We start from the raw sequence: 20,590 nt of genomic DNA, 5'->3' as shown, positions 1-20,590 counted from the left end.
CGAAAAAACAGCAATCTGTGATTGCATTTTTTTTCGAGGACTCACGATTTTGTAATCAAACTTTAGTTTGACAAAATCGGAGCCGGACTGTGCTACACCCCGAAATATTTTAAAGTTCCTCATCACTTATTACCCAGGTGATTTGGGTTTGGGATGGCTGGCACACTAATCCCGAAAAAACAGCAATCTGTGATTGCATCTTTTTTCGAGGACTCACGATTTTGTAATCAAACTTAGTTTGACAAAATCGGAGCCGGACTGTGCTACACCCCGAAATATTTAAGATTCACAGCGGAGAGGGGGGGATTCGAACCCCCGATACCGCTTAACACGGTATGCCGGTTTAGCAAACCGGTGGATTAAGCCACTCTCCCACCTCTCCGGTTTTGAAAGAACCTCTTTTTGCATCATTTGCTTTTGATGCGGGTGCAAAAGTATTGAAATGTTTTTGATGTACAAAACTTTTTATTCGTTTTTCGCATCTTTTAGCGAAAGTTGTATTCTACCACGCTCTATATCTACACTTTTTATGCGCAATATTAACTGATCGTTTATGTGTAATTTCTGTGAAGGGTGTGCTACATATTCATTGGCAATTTCTGAAATATGAAGCAACCCGTTTTGTTTAATGCCGATATCTATAAAGGCGCCGAAATCGGTAATGTTGGTTACAACACCCGGTACACGCAGCCCTTCCTTAAGGTCTTCGATGTTTTGTATTTGTTGGTTGAAGGTGAATACACTTGCTTTCCCGCGGGGGTCGCGGCCGGGCTGTTTGAGTTCCTGGAGAATATCTTCCAATGTATAAATGCCCCAACCATCATTGATGAGTTTTTGTTTTTCATCACTACTTAGTGATATTTCCTGGTTTATCAAATCTTCTGTTTTCATTCGTTTTAAATCGGCTATAGTGCCTACCATTTTATAGCTTTCCGGATGCACTGCTGTGTTGTCTAATGGATTCTCCCCGTCTCTGATGCGCAGAAACCCTGCAGACTGCTCAAAAGCTTTAGGTCCGAGCCTTTTTACTTTTTGTAATTCCAGGCGGTTTTTAAATTTTCCATGTTCCTTGCGGTAGGTTACTATATTTTTGGCCTGTGTTTCCGATAATCCTGATACGTATGCCAATAAGTGATAACTGGCTGTGTTGAGGTTTACACCCACTTCATTCACACACTGAAATACGGTATTGTCTAATTCTTTTTTGAGTTCTGTTTGGTTTACATCGTGCTGGTACTGCCCAACACCAATGGATTTCGGATCTATTTTTATAAGCTCTGCCAATGGGTCGAGCAATCTTCTGCCTATGGATATCGCTCCACGCACAGTAACGTCGTATTGCGGGAACTCTTCGCGGGCTGTTTTCGATGCTGAGTAAACCGAAGCCCCGTCTTCGTTTACCATAAATACTTCAATGTCTTTTGTGAATTTGATTTTTTTAATAAACCGCTCCGTTTCTTTGCTGGCTGTTCCGTTACCTATGGCAATATAATCGGGATGGTAGGCATCGGTCAGTGATTGTATCTTTTTAATGGCGCGTTTCGTATCTTTTTGCGGGGCATGCGGAAAGATAGTTTCATTATGTAGTAAGTTCCCTTGTGCGTCAAGGCATACCACTTTACAACCTGTGCGATAGCCGGGATCTATAGCCATGATTCGTTTCTCGCCGGTTGGCGGAGCCATGAGCAGTTGTTTGAGGTTGCCGGCGAAAAGTTTAATAGCTTCTTTGTCAGCCTTTTCTTTTAATTTTTTAAGGGTCTCATTTTCAAGAGCGGGGTGAATTAACCGCTTTAGTCCGTCTTCTATGGCTTCTGTAATAATATTTTGAGTGGTACCATATCCATTTAAGAACCGTTTTTTGAGTTTCTGAACAATTACTTGTTCGTCAATACCTATACTAACGGTAAGGATTTCTTCTTTCTCACCCCTGAAAACAGCAAGTGCTCTGTGCATTTTAAGCCGTTTTATAGGTTCTGCATAATTTGTATAATTTTCATATTTACCGGCATCGATGTCTTTTTTTCTGAGTTTGCTTTGCAGTATTCCTGTTTCCCAGTAAAATTGTCTTAAATGATCTCTCATTTCCGGGTTGGTAGCGATAGTATCAGCAATGATATCAATCACGCCTTTTCTAACATCTTCAGTTGTAGGAAAAGCCTCACATTCATATTTTTGATAGTCTTTCTGGCTCACCGGATGTTTTTGTGCCATTATTTTTTCAGCCAGCGGTTTCAGTCCTGCGTCAATGGCTTTAGTTGCCCGTGTTTTGCGCTGGGGTTTGAAGGGTAAGAAAAGATCTTCCAGCTTATCGGCATTTGTTTCCGTTTCTATTTTCTTTTCAAGCTCCGGCGTAAGCTGTTCTTGCTCTCTGATAACACTTAAAATATAAGATTTTCGTTTTTCCAGTTCGTCAAAATACGCCAGTTGGGTTTTAATTTCCTGAATTTGTATTTCGTCCAGGTTGCCGGTAGCCTCTTTGCGGTAACGGGCAATAAATGGTATGGTTGCCTGGTTGTCAAATAGTTTCTGTAATGCAACAATTTGGCGGGTTTCCACGTTAAGAGAGTAAGAGATTTTTTTTAGGTATTTATTCAGCATTTTTTTGCGTTTTTTGGTCAATATTTTTTGAAATTAAGGGCAAAAATATGTTTATTTGATACTAATTAAAAATTTATTAAATTTGTTAACTGTTAACCAAAACAATTTATTATGAGAAAGTTTACTATTTTACTAGGACTGGTTGCTTTTGCTACTTTTGCTTTCGGGCAAAAGGGGTTTAAGCCTGCTAATACAGCATTTAGCAAGGCTGAGCCTGCGGTAGAGAAAAAGCAACAAGTACAAAATCAAGACATTAAGAGCACCCGTAATGTTATTTGGTACGAAGATTTCAATGGTGCTACCTGGGCGGCTACTTCATCTCAGGGTGAACCAGTTCCTCAAAATGCACCAGCAGGATGGGAGCTGAAAGATTTCAACGAAAGAGGATGGCACTTCCGTTGGGATACAGTTGGACCAAGCGGAACGTATACCTCACCCGGACCTGTTACTGCTCCTTGTAACGTACCATCTGATCCATTATTTTCAACAACTGGCCATAATGGTTTTATGATGTTGGAGTTGGATGATTATAATACCTCAGCAGATTGTTCAACTTTTGCTGGTTTAACTCAGAATGCAGCAATAATTCATAATGGTGGTATTGATTTCAGTGCTTATAATGCAGTACACCTTGTGTTTGAACAAACACACCGTTTCTGCTGCTCTCCATCTGATGATATTTACTTTGAAGTTTCAACGGATCAGGGTGCTACATGGGAAGGTTTCAGCGTAAGAGAAGCTCCTAATAATTATACACCAGGAAATGCATTTGTTGGCGAATATGATGTATCATCATTAGTTGCAGGTGAATCAGACGTTTGGTTCAGATTCCATCTTGTAGGGTATATCGTTTACCATTGGGAGATTGATGATGTGCGTTTTGTAGAGCCTACCGATAACGACATGATAGTTGAAGATTATTGGAATGACTATCGTGAAGATTTTGAGGTTGGTCCTGATATCACAGAGGAGAGAGATTTCTACGGTGGTTTTTACAGTTATCCCTGGTTTGCGATTCAGGACTTTGAAGGTTTCAGCTTAGCTGTTCTAAATTATGGTGCAGTTACTCAAAACAACATTGTACATAATGTAGAAGTAAAAAAGAATGGCGCAGATATTCAAACATATAATACGGCCATTGCTTCTTCAGATCCTGGCGTAAGAGATACAACGGAACTCGATCTTATCGATTCATTAATCCTTCCTGGAAAAGGTGTATATGAGATCCTTCATTATACCACCACTGATGAAGGTGATGAGAATGATAACAATAACTATGTGAGCCGTGAAATGACCATCACCGACAGTACCTTAGGTCCTGTTGATATGAGCCGTGTAACAGGTTCTGCTGCTCCAACTGATTGGGCAGATGTAAATGATGGTGCCGGACTGGCTTTTGAGGTTAATATTCCTAACCCATCGTTGCATGGTACCGCCACTGACGAAATGACTCTGAAAGGTTTGCGTGTATATGTAAGAGATAACCAAAGAGATCATGTTGAAGATATGGTAACGGCAGGTGCTGCTTCTTTTGAAGCACAAGTATGGTATTATAACGAAACTACTCAGGAGTATGATGTAAAAGTAAGTTCTGTGCCATATACGCTTACAATGGACGATTTGGGTTCTTTTGTTTATATAGAGTTCCCAGAAGCCGGAGATAGAACAATTGCTGAAGGTGACGCCGGAGATTATTTTGTTAACCTGAAATTTAACGGAGTGTCATCAGAGGGCCGAATGGTTAATGTTGGTGAGAATGACACACAAAAAGGCGGAGTTACTTCAGGGTACCTTGTACTTACAGATCCTAACGGAACCGTATATATTGGTAAGCAAGCCATGATGGAATTGGTAGTTGGCTTTACAGGTGCTTATCCAACAACAGAATATGAAGCTACCTTTACTGTTACTGATGGTGCAAATCCAATTGAAGGAGCTACAGTTAATGTTGGTGGAAAAAGCGGTACAACTGATGTAAACGGAGATGCTATCGTTATGTTAGAAGATGGTTCTTATCCTTATACAGTTGAAGAAACTGGTTATGGTGATGCCACAGGTACCGTTACTGTTAGTGGAGCAGCTATTACAGAGACAGTAACTATGGATACAGAGTATATGACCTATTTTGAGGTTACAAATACTGCCGGATCATTCTTAAGTAATGCTAAGATTGAGATTAATGGCGAAACCCTTTCTACAGGAGGTGATGGAGTAGACTCTCTTGCTCTTATAGATGGTGCTTATCCCTATACAGTTTCATTGTTGGGTTATGACACCATAACAGGTACCGTAACCGTTGCTGGTGCTGAGCAAACAGTTCCGGTAGAGATGACTCAAACTGATGCTTATACTGTTGAATTTACAGTAACTGACCTTGAAGCTACACCAATTGTTGGTGCTACCATTACCATGGGAGGTACCGACTATACAACTGATGCTTCTGGTATAGCATCTATACCAGCTCCATTTGGTTCATCAATTTATACAGTTGTTGCAGATGGATATCAAACCTTTGTCGGTTCTGTAGTTGTGACTGAAAATATGCAAAAAACAGTTGAACTTTATCCTTACCATACAGCAACAATAACTGTTGAAGATCCTGCTGGTAATCCTTTAGAGGGTGCTACTGTTACAATTCCAGATATGGCACCACAAACCACTGATGCAACAGGTGTTGCTACTTTCCAACTTGTTGATGGCTCTTATGAAGTAACTGCTACACAAGCGGGTTATGTAGATAACACAATTACCTTAGAGGTCGCTGGTGCTGATGCTTCAGCAACAATTACGCTTATTGGAATTTATACAGTAACATTTAATGTTATTGATGCTGATGAGCTTCCAGTGGAGAATGCCAATATCTCAATCAACGGAACTTTTATCGCTACAGACGTAGATGGTATTGCAACAATTGATCTTGAAGGCGGTCAGTCATATCCATATGAAGTATTAGCTGCAACAGATCAGATTCAGGGTACTATTGAAAACCTTGTTGCAGATACTACTATACAGGTTCAGTTGAATGGAATTAATGATGTTAATGCACTTGCATTTGACATTTATCCTAACCCAACAAAAGGACAATTTACAATTGAAGCACAAGGACAAGCTGATGTTACTATTATGAATGCAGCTGGAAAAGTTGTTGAAACAATGGTAATTAACGGTACACAACGAGTTAACCTGAACGCCGCAAGCGGAGTTTACTTCGTACGCGTTAAAGATGGTAACAAAGTTGGAGTACAACGTTTGATCGTTGAGTAATCTCAATTTTGAGAAATAAATCAAGGCTGCCCATTGGGCAGCCTTTTTTTGTCTGGTTTTTTTAATTCGCGGTTGCACTTTTAAATCGAACAGAAATCTAATTATTCACACAAACTCCTGGTTTATGCTCAATGGTTAATTCTGCCATGTATTTTGATTGCGATAAAATTTAAATGTGACCGATTTTAATGAAGGTGCTAATAATAGAAGCACTAATTTTGTGTTTAATGCACGTGGGGAAAAGCTATTAGCTCTTTTGTTTTTGTGTTTATAATTATGATTTTAATGATCGGATAGCCTGCCCCGCAGAAGTCGGGGGAGCTCGCCATGAAGAGTCAAATGCCCGCCACAGTTTTTTTAGCTTCATTATAATCATGCGAGTACACCATCCTTCGGTTGCCGAAGGCTTGCTGCAGGTGAACGCTGAAGCTTTAAGCGACATGCGGTGTGTGCTAAGAGTTTTGTCATAGCTCGGTTTATTAGAGTTTTCCGTGTGTTTTTTTGTAAACGGATTACGCTATTTTAAATATAAGATTACCGGAAAGATGGGGTCCTCAATACTTTTGAATTTTCCAATGCTGATGCTCTGATTACTGTTTAGTTGAATTGAGGCAGGAGAGAAACATCTTTTTCGAGCCTTTATAGAGGCAGATAGTTGTTTGTTTATTAGTGATTTGTATGTTTTCCAGTTTTTTAGTTTAATCCCCATAAAGTACTGACCTCTCTCCGGGAATCGTTGCACGCCATCACAGATCTCACAATCGCAGGAATCTACGAGTCGCATCATGTTGTTGCTAAAGCTTACAGATTCGGAAATAATTGTTTTAAACTTTACATGGTCCAATGCTTCAATAACTGTTCTGAATATTGAAGTATTAAGTTCGCCATATTTTGTTTCGTTTTTTTGCTGGTTTGTAATCCAATAGGTGTAGGCATCCTGCGTAATTCCGGGTCCAATGTAATGCACCCACAGTGCATCGATTCTGTTTTTGCGGGTTATTTGTGGTAATTCGAATAACAATTTCCGTTCTAACCGCTCTTTTGAAAAGTTTCTCCATATTACCAGACTGTCGAGTATATATTCAGAATAATTTTTTATCAGGGTTTTTCGCAAGCTCTTAACTGGGTTAATGCCTTTATTATTGATGCTGTCCGAAATAATTAGCAAAACCCATGTTTTTCCAATGGCTGAACCTCCTAATACTACTGAATCTGACGTTACAATCGGGAATTTTTGATGCACTGTATTAGAGAAATAGTCTTCAGCATGAATAATTAATGTGTCAATGTTTTTCACATCCAGCTGGTCGTTAAAGTAGTAACGACTTCCTTTTTTTGTAAAACTAACAGGTTTTTGATTAATTAACAGGCTTTTGAGAGTCGACCCTTCTTCGATGTATCCTTTGACTGGCAGGTTAGATTTTGAAGCAAAAATAGTACTGTCTTTTATTATTTCAGGTAATTTAAGAATGAGTCTGGGAGGTGTTTTTTCTGTTTTTAATATGCGGTAAGTTTTGGTTGAGCTATTCCCATAGGTGTCTGTTGCCCGAATGACAATAACTGATGTATCCGGTGCAATTTGTGTTGTGAATTTTTTCTCTGTTGATTCTATTTTTTTTCCATTGATTGATAAATTTAAAATAGCACTTTCATCTTCTAAATAGCCTTTTATTTTTACTGTATGCTGGTTTTGTCCAACTGCAATGGTAGATTGGTCGGGTCCGGCCGGATAAGTTATGGTTATTTTGGGCGGGTAGGGTTCTCTTTTTAGTTTGTATATGCTCCTTTCGGCGTAATTTTGCATTGATGTATCTGAGGTTAGTTCCCGGACATTCTTAAAGGCCTTTGTGGCTTCGGGTTTCATATATAATTTTTGCAAAATTTTTCCTTTTAGCAGCCATGCCCTTTCTGATGTAGAATCCCATTTAAGATAATTAGATATGTCTGAAAGTGCATTTTGCAATAAATCCACTTTTTTATTGAGCAAGGCTCGCTCGTAATAAAGGTCAATGCGCGTAGGGTTAAGGGTTAAAATTTTTGTTATGTCTTTAATTTGTGCATATTTCTGACCTGTTTCATTATAGAGTATTGCTCTTAGTCTGTAGCTTTCTATATCATTAAATCGTTTGGCGGCACTTGAAAATACTTCGATGGCTTTATTTATATAACCATTTTTTACTAACAGCCTTCCGAGGTCGTGATAGGGAGGTTTGAAAGCAGGGTTTTTAGCAATTGCTTCATTGTAGTATGCTATTGCATAGTCACTTAGTCCAAGTGAATCGGAGGCCAGGGCTTTGGCGTAAAGCAATTCAGAATCTTCCTTTAGCTGTTGAGCCCGTTCGCATACTATAAGCCCGCTTTCAGGGCTGCCTGTATGCACAAGTGAAAGTGCCTGGATTTTTAGTGCATTGAAATTGGTGCTGTCCCGGTCCAGGGTTGTGGTGGCGTATTGCAACGCCTGATTGTATTTCCCCAACTCGTATGATAAACGAGACGCATGTAAAGCGTTAATGGAATTGTTTGGAAAAAGCTTACTGGCAATGAGGAAATCTTTTAATGCTTTCTCCTTCCGGTTCAGGGCCAGGTAACTTTTGGCCCTGTAAGTGTAGGCATCATTATATTTTTTTTTCTGTGCGTCGATAGCTATGTTTAGCCAACCAACAGCGCGTATAAATTCCTGATTTTGAAATGCCGATTTTCCTGTCCTGTATGCTTTTCCTGGCCGCTGACCCAGTGTAGCTAAATGTATCAGGAGGAAAAAGAAAATGTATATGAATTTCAGTTCTCTCTGCATCATTTTTTTAAAATGTATACTTCAAAAGTAATTAAAAACCTTTTTTTTACATCATTTGGCTACCACATACTTAGGCGCAAATAGAATTATCAGAAATGTAAAGACCAAAAGTATTTGATTTTGTTAATTTTGCACATAATGATTAAAATTTTACACTATGATAAAAAAGGGTTTTGCCAGTGATAATAATGCCGGGGTTCATCCACAGGTTTTAGCTGCTATGATTGATGCCAATCAGGGCCATGTTACCGGCTATGGTGATGATGTTTATACACATGAAGCAGAGCAAATATTCAAAGGAATTTTTGGAGATGATATCTCTGTAAATTTTGTTTTTAATGGAACGGCTGCTAATGTTTTGGGGATAATGGCTGCCGGCAGGTCCTATAATTCTGTTATTTGCACAGATACGGCCCATATAAATGAAGATGAATGTGGTGCTCCGGAAAAAGTTACAGGATCGAAAATAATTGCTGTACCCAACGATGAAGGGAAATTAAGACCTGAGCGGGTAAAACCCCATTTGCAGGGATTTGGTTTTGAACATCATTCGCAGCCAGGGCTTATTAGTATAAGTCAGGTGACCGAGATGGGCACGGTTTATACGCCAGATGAAATAAAAGCCCTTGCCGATTTGGCCCATGACCATGGTATGTATTTGCACATGGACGGAGCCAGAATTGCCAATGCTGCAGCAAGCCTTGATATGCCTTTTAAGGCTTTTACACGCGACTGTGGTGTTGATTTACTCTCCTTTGGGGGAACAAAGAATGGTTTAATCATGGGAGAAGCAGTTGTTTTCTTTAAACCTGAGCTCTCAAATGGCTTTAAGTATTTACGTAAACAGCATATGCAGCTTTTTTCTAAAATGCGTTTTGTGTCTGTTCAGTTTAAAGCCTATTTTAAAGATGATTTATGGCTCAATTCTGCCCGGCATGCTAACCGGATGGCTCAGTTGCTAAAAGAGAAACTCGAACCTATAAAGAAAGTTAAAATAACCAGAACTGTAGAGGCTAACGGCGTATTTGCCATAATTCCTAAGGAATGGACAAAGCCATTACAGGAAAAGTACTTTTTTTACCTATGGGATGAGGAAACCAACGAGGTGCGCTGGATGACTTCCTTCGACACTACCGAAGAAGATATTGAGAATTTTACTGCAGCAGTAGCTAAGTTATCCGAAAATGCATAAGGAATATCCGCTAAAATACAGTAAACAACATTCATACAATCGTTATTCCGACTATCTTAAGGCGGTTTTCGGTAAACCTATGCAAAAAGTATCGGTAGATGCTGGATTTTCATGTCCTAATATTGACGGTACCCTCGGACGAGGTGGTTGCATTTATTGTGATAACAGTAGTTTTAATCCAAATTATAACTACAAAAGGGAAGATATTGCAGCACAGATAGATAGAGGTATTAGTAAATTTACTAACCGTAAGGCCGGCACAGGATTTATTGCTTATTTTCAGTCTCACACCAATACGCACCAACCAGCAAAAGAATTGGCAGATAAGTTTCAGCAAGCAATAGATCATCCTGCTATTGAGGGCTTAATGATTGCAACCCGGCCTGATTGTCTCGGTGAAGAAGTGCTTGATTTACTCTCAGAAATAAACAAACAATTATTTGTAGGTATTGAGATAGGCATTGAATCCACCTTAAATGAGACACTTCAGATACTTAACCGGGGCCATACCTGGGAAGATACGCTGGATGCTGTTGACAGGGTTAAGAAAAGAGATTTGCATCTCGGTGGGCATCTAATTTTAGGCCTGCCTCGGGAAACCCGGAAAAGTATCGATCATCATGCGGCAGAATTGGCCAGGTTACCACTCGACACCATTAAGTTACATCAGTTACAAATTGTGAAAAACACCCGGCTTGCCAAAATTTACAACCAAAAAACACATCAAATCAGGTTATTTTCCGTAGAAGAATACATTGACATCTGTATTAACTTTACAGAGAAAATGAATCCTGATGTAGTTATTGAGCGTTTTGCTTCAGAATCGAAACCAGAACTTTTGGCTGTAAAAATGTGGGGGGGTATAAAAAACCACCAAATAGCCGACTGGATATCGAATGAGATGAAACGTAGAGATACCTGGCAATCAAAATTATTTGAAGGATAGCAATATCATTTGTATATTGGTGTTTAGTTTTGTTATAAAACGATAAAATAAAATTACTTTTACTTCAATTGCAACGATAAATTAGCACTCATGAAAATAAAAAAATTACTTTTTCCGTTTTTGCTTGCGGCCAGTTTACTGTTTTTTGGTCCGATTAAAGCTCAAAATGTTGATCTTAGCGTGTCTGAAGTTTGGCCCGCACTGAAAGGTACTGTGCCGGACTATAGTTTTAATGACCACAATAGACCTTATTGGGGCGGTTATCATTATATCCCTGCCCATGTTTTTAGTGGTTTTAATCCCGTTGCACTGCCAGTAACCCATCCAGGAGAAGAATCGATTGATTTCGAGTGGCAGCTTACCCTTACTGCTGATCCGCAGGGCACATCAAATGTGGTTTTTGACCAGTCTGCTAATTATACCCTTTCTGCAGGTGAAGCTGATACAATTCTGTTTGGACAGGCAGTTAACTATCCGGAAAGGAATCAATATAGATTATCGGCTCTGCTTAGCAGTGTCAATGATGATAACAGCAGCAATAACGAGGCTGTTTTTAATTATGTGTTGTCAGATAGTACATACGGTTTTGCCGATAAAAATAACATACCGGGTTCGTTTACCCTGGTCGACACATTAAATGCCGGCAATGCCGATGGAGTGGGAGTAGCCATGTATTTCCCTGCACCTGCGGGAGACCCTTATCAGGTAAATTCAATGTCTACTTACCTGAAAGATGATTATACCGGTGTAATAGAAAACGGAAATGCTACTTTGGTCGGTGTGGTTTACCCAAGAAATACAAGTACCGGATTGTGGGATTTATCAAATGCAATTGTTCAAACTAACCCTATAAATCTCACAATTGGTGATGTGAATTCCATGATTACACTACCTCTAAATAGTCCGCTCTTGATTAGTTCAGAGAAGGAATATTTGTTTGTATTACATATGTTCAATGGAAATGATGCAACAGAAAATGGGCGTATTACCATTGCCAATGATCCGGATAGTAATGCTCCAAAAGATTTGCGCTGTGTAATGGTAATTGGAGGTAATGTAGCATATGCAGAAGCTACACCAGCCATTTGGGTGAATGTGGAGCCACAAGCGTTGCCTGCCAATAATGAAGCAGAAATACTCTCCTACAGTATACCCACCCAGGTGTCATCTACAATTGATGCAAATAATCAGACCATTGCTGTTACAATGCCTGGCGGAACAGATCTTACCAGCCTTGTCGCTGACTTTATGCTTTCAGCCGGAGCAACTGCTTCTGTAAATGGTACGGAGCAGGTGAGTGGAACCACACCAAACGATTTTACTGCTCCTGTGGTTTATACGGTTACAGCCGAGGATGGCACAACCACCAAAGATTGGACAGTAACTGTAAATGTTGAATTATCAGATGCCGCTGAGATACTCGATTATACAATTCCCAACCAGATAAATTCAACTATCGATGGTGTTAGTCAGACAATTAGTGTAACAATGCCAGACGGTACTGACCTGACAAGTCTTGTGGCTGATTTTGTGCTTTCTGCCGGTGCCACAGCCACGGTAAATGGTACTGAGCAGTTTAGTGGAACCACTTCTAATGATTTTACAAATCCGGTAATTTATACAGTGACAGCTGAGGACGGCACAACTACAAAAGATTGGACTGTTAACGTGCAGGAAGCCGCATCTAACGGAACAGCAATAATCGCTTTCGATATACCAAATCAAGAGAGTTCTGATATAAACTCAACCGCAAAAACAGTGGATGCGGTGATGCCCGTGGGGACAGACTTAACAAATCTCGTGGCCAACTTTACCCTGTCGCCGGGTGCTACAGCCACCGTTCAGGGTGTTGAGCAGGTCAGCGGAACTACAGCCAACGATTTTACAGACCCGGTAATTTATACCATAACAGCTGAGGATGGTGTAACAACAATGGACTGGACCGTTACAGTGACCACCAATGCTTCAACGGAAGCAGAAATTTTAACTTATTCATTGCCAGGGCAAATAAATTCAGCCATTGATAGTAATGCCCAAACTGTTGATGTGGAAATTCCGCTCGGTACGGATTTAACCAATTTGGTGGCAGCGTTTACACTCTCAACAGGAGCTACAGCCACAGTTAATGGTACAGAACAAATTAGCGGAACAACCGCCAATGATTTTACCAACCCGGTAGTGTATACTGTTACTGCTCAGGATGAAGTTACCACAAAAGACTGGACTGTTACTGTAACTACAATTGCCTCAAGTGAGACAGAAATTTTATCTTATAGCATCCCCAACCAATTGACCTCCGAAATTGATGCTGCAGAACACACAGTGCATATAACCATGCCTATGGACACTGATTTGTCTGCATTAGTAGCTGATTTCACGCTGTCTACTGGTGCAACCGCTACGGTGGAGGGGGTAGTGCAGGAAAGTGGTGTCACAGTAAATGATTTTACCAACCCTGTATTGTACACCATAACAGCACAAGACGGCACTACTACTGCTGAATGGACTGTGACCGTGACAGCGCAGGAAATATCTCCGGCCGATTTTATTTCGTACAGTATTAATGGACAGCCTGGAGTGATAGATTATAATAATGCTTATGTCAGAGTAGAAATGCCAGCCGGAACAGATGTTGCCGCCCTCGTTGCCGAATTTGAAGTAGTGGATGGAACAGAAGTTACCGTGAGTGGCCAATCGCAGGCAAGTGGCGTTACAACCAATGATTTTTCCGAAATAGTGCAATACCGTTTAAATCCTGCTAATGGCATTCCCAGAAAATGGTATGTGGACGTAGTAGTAAACGGTGAGATGAATAATGGAACTCAAATTGAATATTTCGGATTTTACGGGCAAACAAGTCCCGCGGAAATTAATAACCAGACGCATACAATTTCAGTAAACCTTGCTTCTCAATTAGATGTTACTGCTCTGATACCCATGTTTTATTTGTCAGAGGGAGCTATTGCCTATATTGGCAATGAAATACAGTGGAGTGGCGAAAATATTGTTGATTTTAGCAACCCTTTAACCTACACTATTGTTGCCGAAAATGGAACTGATATGCAGGATTGGACAGTCGAGGTAACAACCAATCAAAATGCTTCAGCGGAGATTCTGACTTATTACTTCGATGATGTGCCATTGGCCAATCAGCAAACTACCATTTATGATAATTCCAATAGTATTTATGTGGATATTCCGGCAGGTACGCCGCGTGATAGTCTGGTGGCTAATTTCGAGCTCAGTTCAGGTGCCACGGCTACCGTTAATGGAAATGTACAGCAAAGTAGTGTGACAGTTAATGATTTTTCGAGTCCTGTTTCGTACGTGGTAACTTCACAAAACGGCGCCAATGAAAGAACCTGGACTGTTAATGTGCGCTATGTAACAGGAATTCAAGATGAGATGAACGAGATATTCAGCGTATATCCCAATCCCGCATCGCATATAGTGAAAGTGAAAGTTCCGGCAAACCAATACGGAATGCTCATTATTTCCGATATAACCGGTAAGGTTCAAAAAATTATTAAAACAGAATCAGAAGAAATGGAGATAGATGTGACTAACCTGAGTTCAGGCATGTATTTCGTAATATTCAGAAACGGAGCAATACAACTGACCAGACAATTGGTTGTTGATTAATGATACTTGTTTTTATTTAGAGGAGGCTGTCTGTTGAGGCATCCTCCTTTTTTATTCGTCAAGAATGTTTTTGTGCCGGGAGTATTAGAGTGTAATAGATTTTTTATTTTTACTTATTCAAAACAACTAAGAACAATAAATACTTATGAAGGAAAATAATTATGCAATTATTATGGCTGGTGGCATTGGAAGCCGTTTCTGGCCATGGAGCAGAACAGAACAGCCAAAGCAATTTCTGGATGTGCTGGGCACGGGCAAAACGCTTATACAGCAAACTTTCGAAAGAATAACCCAAATATGCCCGGCAGAAAACATCTTGGTGATTACGAATAAAAAATATGCAGGTACTATTGCAGAGCAAATACCGCAAATGCCAGAAGAAAACATTCTTAGTGAGCCACAAGGGAAAAATACGGCTCCATGCATCGCCTATGGGGCTTTTAAAATTAAAAAGCTGAATCCCAAAGCTAATATACTTGTTGCACCTTCCGATCACATCATCTTAAAAGACGACTTATTTGCCAGGGTGGTAAATGAAGGTTTCAATTACGTGAGTGAGCACAATGTTTTGCTTACCATAGGCATAGAACCACACAAACCGGAAACAGGTTATGGCTATATTCAGTCTGATGGCAAAGTAATAAAAGAGGACTCGGGTAATTGGCAATTATCCTCAGTGGATGCTTTTCGCGAGAAACCCGATTTGAAAACAGCAAAGACCTTTCTTGAAAGTGGAGACTATTTCTGGAATGCCGGCATCTTTATCTGGTCCGTAAATGCTATTTTAGACAGTCTGAATCAGTATTTACCGGAAATGTTTCAGCAATTTTCTTCCTGTGAGTCCGATTTTAATACCGGCAAAGAAGGAAAAGCTATAGAAACGATATTTGACCAGTGCCAAAGCATTTCAATTGACTATGGTGTGATGGAGAAGGCTAAAAATGTTGTCGTCATCAGTACAGATATTGGCTGGTCTGACTTAGGCTCCTGGAGTGCTTTACACGAATTGTCGGACGCAGATATTAATAATAATACCAGCAACAGCAATCAAACCTTGTTCTATAATTCAAAAGATTGTATTGTAAGGACGCTGGACAATAAAGTAACCGTATTAGAGGGTCTTGAAGACTATATCGTGGTAGAAGAAGATAAAGCCTTGTTGATTTGTCGGAAGCAAAACGAGCAAATGATAAAGCAATTTGTGAAAGATGTGGGTCATAAATTTGGGAACGAATATATTTAACAGGTAAGAAAAAAGGGGCTGTCTAAAAGGAATGATATCAAAATTTGACTTTTTAGACAGTTTTTTTTTGTTTTTAGTGCAAGTCTGAATGCCAGTTTCGGGTTATCCTAAAAAAAATTAATTCATTCATTATCAGATTAACAGTGAAAATGTTTATTTTCGCACTCATTTATAAAATGAATAGAAATTAGTTGTTAGTAATAACTTGATGTAATGCCGGGAGGTATTTAAAACGACACTATTTTGCAAAAAAAATATGGGTAATATGAGTGATAAATTTCAGGAGTACAAAGGATTAAATCTTGCTGGTGTAACCGATAGCGTGCTGGCTAAATGGAAAGAAGAAAATACTTTTGCAAAATCAATTGAATCCCGCCAGGGCAAGCCTTCATTTGTTTTTTACGAAGGGCCACCCTCTGCCAATGGAATGCCGGGAATTCATCACGTTATGGCCCGTACCATTAAAGATATATTTTGCCGCTACAAAACCATGAACGGTTACCAGGTAAACCGCAAAGCCGGTTGGGATACACATGGGTTGCCTGTTGAATTGAGTGTAGAGAAAAGTCTTGGTATAACCAAAGAAGATATTGGCAAAAAAATCTCTGTAGAAGAATACAATGCCACTTGTAGGAAAGAGGTGATGAAATATACAGACAAGTGGGAAGAGCTCACAGACAAGGTAGGCTATTGGGTAGACATGGACGATCCATATATCACTTATGATAATCGCTATATCGAAACACTCTGGTATTTGCTGAAAAACCTGTTCGATCAGGGCTATTTATACAAAGGCAAAACCATTCAACCTTATTCGCCGGCCGCAGGAACAGGACTTAGCACCCACGAACTTAACCAGCCCGGATGTTATCGCGATGTAAAAGATACAACCATCACAGCGCAGTTTAAGGTTGAAAAAAATAATGAAAGTGCTTTCCTTTTTGAGGATACAGATACCGATGTTTATTTACTGGCCTGGACAACCACACCATGGACCTTGCCTTCCAACACCGCCCTGGCAGTGGGCGCCAGAATTGAATATGTAAAAGTGCGTACTTTTAACCAGTATACCGGAGCACCCATTACAGTTGTGCTTGCCAAAGACCAGTTGTATACTTATTTCAATAAGAAGCATGAAGAGCTTGCACTCGAAGATTATAACGAAGGTGATAAAAAAGTACCTTTCAAAGTAATTGATACATACAAAGGCGACAAGCTTGCCGGAGTGCGTTTTGAGCAACTTGTACCCTGGGTAAAACCTGATGGCGATGCGTTCCGCGTAATTACCGGCGATTATGTAACCACCGAAGAGGGTACCGGAATTGTACATATCGCACCTACTTTTGGTGCCGATGATGACCGTGTGGCCAAACAAGCCGGAATTGCCCCATTGATTCTAATCGACAAAAACGGTTATGAAGAACCTATGGTCGATAAAAAAGGACGTTTCTACCCAATCGAAGCACTCGATAATGAGTTTGTGAAAAACTTTGTAAACGAAGCATATAAAGAATTTGCCGGTCGTTACGTGAAGAACGAATACGATGAGTCTGCCAGTGAAGATACGCCGCTTTTGGATGTGGATCTTAGTGTGATGCTTAAAAAGGAAAACAAAGCCTTTAAAATTGAAAAATATGTCCACAACTATCCACACTGCTGGCGCACCGATAAACCTATTTTGTATTATCCGTTAGATTCGTGGTTCATTAAAACTACGGCTTTCAAAGAGCGTATGCTGGAGCTGAATAATACCATAAACTGGAAACCACAATCTACTGGTGAAGGTCGTTTTGGAAAATGGCTCGAAAATTTGGTTGATTGGAACCTTTCCCGTTCTCGTTATTGGGGAACACCTTTGCCTATATGGTCCAAAGAAGACCGTTCACAGGTGAAATGTATTGGCTCTGTAAAAGAACTCATGGAAGAGATAGACAAGTCTATCGAAGCCGGGGTGATGCAGGAGAATCCATTCCCGGAATTTAAAGTAGGCGAGTACAATAAACAAAATTATGAGCTGATTGACCTGCATAAACCTTATGTAGACAAAATTGTTTTGGTAGCCGATGATGGCAAGCCCATGCACCGCGAACCGGATCTGATTGACGTGTGGTTCGATTCAGGAGCCATGCCTTTCGCACAGTGGCATTATCCTTTCGAAAATGAAGACAATCTGGACCAGGTGTATCCGGCCGATTTTATCGCCGAAGGCGTGGACCAAACACGTGGGTGGTTTTTTACTTTGCATGCCATCTCCACCATGACTAAAGATTCCGTGGCATTTAAAAATATTATTTCCAATGGTTTGGTGCTCGATAAAAAAGGCAATAAAATGTCGAAACGATTGGGCAACGCGGTTGACCCGTTCAAAGCCATGGAAAAATACGGTACCGACCCATTGCGCTGGTACATGATTACCAATGCACAGCCATGGGATAACCTTAAGTTCGACATATCGGGCGTAGAAGAAACCAGCCGCAAGTTTTTCGGCACACTATACAATACCTATTCATTCTTTTCATTGTATGCCAATGTAGACGCTTTTACATACAAAGAAGATGAGGTGCCGGTTGAGCAACGACCCGAAATTGACCGCTGGGTGCTTTCACTACTCAACTCACTGAAGCGCGAAGTGATGTCTTTTTATGAGGACTATGAGCCAACTCGCGCTGGTCGCGCAATTGAAGAATTTGTGCTTGAGTACCTTAGCAACTGGTACGTGCGTTTGAACCGTAAACGCTTCTGGGGCGGAGAGTATAACGATGATAAAGTAGCTGCATACCAGACACTTTATACTTGTCTGGAAACAGTAGCACGCCTGGCAGCACCTATCGCACCATTTTTTATGGATCAGCTTTTCCGCGACCTGAATGCTGTGAGTGGCAAAGACAAGAGCGAATCTGTGCACCTGGCCTACATGCCCGAAGTCAATGAAAAACGCATTGACAAAGATTTGGAAGAACGTATGGATTTGGCACAGCGAATCTCCAGTATGGTGCTTAGTTTACGCCGCAAAGTGAACATTAAAGTCCGTCAGCCGTTACAGAAGATTATGGTGCCGGTATTTGATCAGGAAACACGTCGCCGCATTCAGGCGGTTGAAGATATCATTAAAACAGAGGTGAACCTGAAAACAATAGAGATTCTGGAAGATACCACCGGTGTACTGGTGAAAAAAATTAAACCCAATTTTAAAACATTGGGGCCAAAATATGGTAAACAGATGAAAGCAATTGCAGCTGCCATCAACCAAATGGATCAGGATGCCATAGCCCAATTTGAGCAGGATGGAAGTTACAGCATCGATGCCAATGGCGAAACCATCAGCCTTGATTTGGGTGATGTAGAAATTATATCGGAAGATATTCCCGGTTGGCTGGTGGCCAACGACGACAAGCTTACGGTAGCACTGGATATAACCATTACCGACGAACTGAAGCAAGAAGGGCTGGCCCGGGAGTTTATCAATCGCATACAAAATATGCGAAAAGATTTGGGACTTGATGTGACAGATAAAATAAATTTGTATATTGGAACACACGAAGCAATAAATATTGCGGTAGAAACCTTTACAAAATATATCGCAGCGCAAACCCTGGCGAATGAAATTACGTTAACAGATAAAATGCCAGCGGGCAATGCAAAAGAGGTGGAGATAGATACAGACGTGAAAACCACCATTTTAATAGAAAAGGTTTAATTTCCGCTAAAAAAAGGAGGAGATATGACTGAAAAGCAACGTTATTCAGACGAAGAGTTGCAGGAATTTAAAAAAATAATTCTTGATAAACTCGATATGGCTAAAAAAGATTATGAAGATTTACGTGCCACTTTAGCGCATTCAGATGGGAACGACGTACAAGATACATCGCCCACGTTCAAGGTACTTGAAGAAGGCGCCTCTGTGCTTTCTAAAGAAGAAACCGGCAAGCTTGCCCAGCGTCAGTTGAAGTTTATTCAACACCTGGAAGCAGCCCTGGTACGCATCGAAAACAAAACTTACGGCATTTGCCGCGAAACCGGCAAACTTATTGCCAAGGAGCGCCTGAAAGCCGTTCCACATGCCACTTTGAGCATTGATGCAAAAATGGGTCGCCAGTAAATTTTTAGCCTTAGTCAATACAATACACTGATAAGCAGGTTTCGGCCTGCTTATTCTTTTATAAGCATTGGTTGCCAAATGGACCTTTAAAACAAGCCAATTTGATACAGTTTTGCCCTGTGCCATAACTTATGCCATAAAACTATGTCGAAAAATTTGCGTGTCATAATTCTTATCTTGCTTGTTTTGGCCGTAGACCAGACACTAAAGTTGTTGGTAAAATCGCATTTGATGCTTGAAGAAGAATACCCTTTGCTGGGCAACTGGCTTTATCTTCATTTTACGGAGAACAATGGTATGGCCTTTGGATTTCAGTTTGCCGGTGTTGCCGGAAAATACATACTTAGCAGCATCCGAATTTTGATAGTCATCGGAATTGGCTGGCTCATTCATTCTTTTTTGAGAAAAGATATCGGTTTTAGTGTTGTTTTTGGATTAGCCCTGATTATGGCTGGTGCGATAGGGAATATCATTGATAGTGCTTTTTATGGCATGTTCTTTACCGATAGTTTTGGTCGTGTAGCTGAAACCGTCCCCATGGGAGAAGGTTATGCTCCTTTTTTACAAGGTAAGGTCGTGGATATGTTTTACCTGGAATTGCTCAACTTCCACCTGCCCGAGTGGTTCCCTTTCTGGCCCAAACGCCATATGATTTTCTTCCGGCCAGTATTTAATGTAGCAGATATGGCCATTAGTTTTGCTATTATATATTTGCTTGTCTTTAAACGAAAATCTTTTAGAGAGGCTTTTCAGTAAAAAAATAAAATTTTTCCGGTTTTGCTTTATTGATTTGAGCTAAAATTTGCAGCTTA

10 protein-coding genes and 1 tRNA gene are annotated in these 20,590 nt (G+C 40.3%); 8 read left to right on the top strand and 3 right to left on the bottom strand.

The genetic code is table 11. The features are described 5' to 3' along the window. Positions 1 to 292: 292 nt before the first annotated feature. Positions 293 to 382: transfer RNA gene (locus ACTB0Y_RS07760), tRNA-Ser, on the bottom strand. 83 nt (positions 383 to 465) lie between these two features. Next, complete coding sequence (locus ACTB0Y_RS07755; RefSeq protein ID WP_463206245.1) at positions 466 to 2,598, bottom strand: Tex family protein; 2,133 nt, start codon at positions 2,596 to 2,598, stop codon at positions 466 to 468. A 111-nt stretch (positions 2,599 to 2,709) separates the two neighbouring features. Between ACTB0Y_RS07755 and ACTB0Y_RS07750 the strand changes: the two genes are divergently transcribed. Further along, positions 2,710 to 5,862, top strand: a complete 3,153-nt coding sequence (locus ACTB0Y_RS07750; protein WP_463206244.1) for a carboxypeptidase regulatory-like domain-containing protein — start codon at positions 2,710 to 2,712, stop codon at positions 5,860 to 5,862. Positions 5,863 to 6,379: 517 nt separating this feature from the next. On the opposite strand, the gene ACTB0Y_RS07745 is transcribed toward ACTB0Y_RS07750, so the two are convergent. Continuing rightward, positions 6,380 to 8,659, bottom strand: coding sequence for a hypothetical protein (locus tag ACTB0Y_RS07745; protein ID WP_463206243.1), 2,280 nt, complete (start codon positions 8,657 to 8,659; stop codon positions 6,380 to 6,382). 154 nt (positions 8,660 to 8,813) lie between these two features. Between ACTB0Y_RS07745 and ACTB0Y_RS07740 the strand changes: the two genes are divergently transcribed. The 7 genes from ACTB0Y_RS07740 (at position 8,814) to ACTB0Y_RS07710 (ending at position 20,534) form a co-directional block, all read left to right on the top strand. Then, a complete protein-coding gene (locus tag ACTB0Y_RS07740; protein ID WP_463206242.1) occupies positions 8,814 to 9,848 on the top strand; it encodes a threonine aldolase family protein in 1,035 nt (344 codons plus the stop codon). After that, positions 9,841 to 10,794, top strand: coding sequence for a tRNA modification radical SAM protein MnmL/YtqA (gene mnmL / locus ACTB0Y_RS07735; RefSeq protein WP_463206241.1), 954 nt, complete (start codon positions 9,841 to 9,843; stop codon positions 10,792 to 10,794). Before ACTB0Y_RS07740 ends, mnmL begins: the two co-directional genes overlap by 8 nt. A 90-nt stretch (positions 10,795 to 10,884) precedes the next feature. Further along, a complete protein-coding gene (locus ACTB0Y_RS07730; RefSeq protein WP_463206240.1) occupies positions 10,885 to 14,436 on the top strand; it encodes a DUF6242 domain-containing protein in 3,552 nt (1,183 codons plus the stop codon). A gap of 145 nt (positions 14,437 to 14,581) precedes the next feature. Further along, entirely contained in the window at positions 14,582 to 15,679 is a 1,098-nt protein-coding gene (locus ACTB0Y_RS07725; protein WP_463206239.1) for a mannose-1-phosphate guanylyltransferase, read from the top strand. Positions 15,680 to 15,944: 265 nt separating this feature from the next. Continuing rightward, positions 15,945 to 19,376 carry an isoleucine--tRNA ligase gene (ileS, locus tag ACTB0Y_RS07720; RefSeq protein WP_463206238.1) on the top strand — a complete coding sequence of 1,144 codons (3,432 nt, stop codon included), beginning with the start codon at positions 15,945 to 15,947 and terminating at the stop codon, positions 19,374 to 19,376. A 24-nt stretch (positions 19,377 to 19,400) separates the two neighbouring features. After that, positions 19,401 to 19,778, top strand: a complete 378-nt coding sequence (locus tag ACTB0Y_RS07715) for a TraR/DksA family transcriptional regulator (protein ID WP_463206237.1) — start codon at positions 19,401 to 19,403, stop codon at positions 19,776 to 19,778. A 144-nt stretch (positions 19,779 to 19,922) separates the two neighbouring features. Next, positions 19,923 to 20,534, top strand: a complete 612-nt coding sequence (locus ACTB0Y_RS07710) for a lipoprotein signal peptidase (protein ID WP_463206236.1) — start codon at positions 19,923 to 19,925, stop codon at positions 20,532 to 20,534. Positions 20,535 to 20,590 lie beyond the last annotated feature (56 nt).

This window comes from Salinivirga sp., from assembly GCF_055145285.1.
The sequence above is the reverse complement of the archived record's forward strand: the minus strand, read 5'-3'. Positions and strand labels throughout refer to the sequence as shown.

Bases quoted from the DNA above. Each gene is read 5' to 3' on its own strand.
- ACTB0Y_RS07740 (WP_463206242.1), top strand. From the start codon at position 8,814: ATGATAAAAAAGGGTTTTGCCAGTGATAATAATGCCGGGGTTCATCCA.
- ileS (WP_463206238.1), top strand. From the start codon at position 15,945: ATGAGTGATAAATTTCAGGAGTACAAAGGATTAAATCTTGCTGGTGTA.
- ACTB0Y_RS07755 (WP_463206245.1), bottom strand. From the start codon at position 2,598: ATGCTGAATAAATACCTAAAAAAAATCTCTTACTCTCTTAACGTGGAA.
- ACTB0Y_RS07715 (WP_463206237.1), top strand. From the start codon at position 19,401: ATGACTGAAAAGCAACGTTATTCAGACGAAGAGTTGCAGGAATTTAAA.
- mnmL (WP_463206241.1), top strand. From the start codon at position 9,841: ATGCATAAGGAATATCCGCTAAAATACAGTAAACAACATTCATACAAT.
- ACTB0Y_RS07730 (WP_463206240.1), top strand. From the start codon at position 10,885: ATGAAAATAAAAAAATTACTTTTTCCGTTTTTGCTTGCGGCCAGTTTA.
- ACTB0Y_RS07745 (WP_463206243.1), bottom strand. From the start codon at position 8,659: ATGATGCAGAGAGAACTGAAATTCATATACATTTTCTTTTTCCTCCTG.
- ACTB0Y_RS07750 (WP_463206244.1), top strand. From the start codon at position 2,710: ATGAGAAAGTTTACTATTTTACTAGGACTGGTTGCTTTTGCTACTTTT.
- ACTB0Y_RS07725 (WP_463206239.1), top strand. From the start codon at position 14,582: ATGAAGGAAAATAATTATGCAATTATTATGGCTGGTGGCATTGGAAGC.
- ACTB0Y_RS07710 (WP_463206236.1), top strand. From the start codon at position 19,923: ATGTCGAAAAATTTGCGTGTCATAATTCTTATCTTGCTTGTTTTGGCC.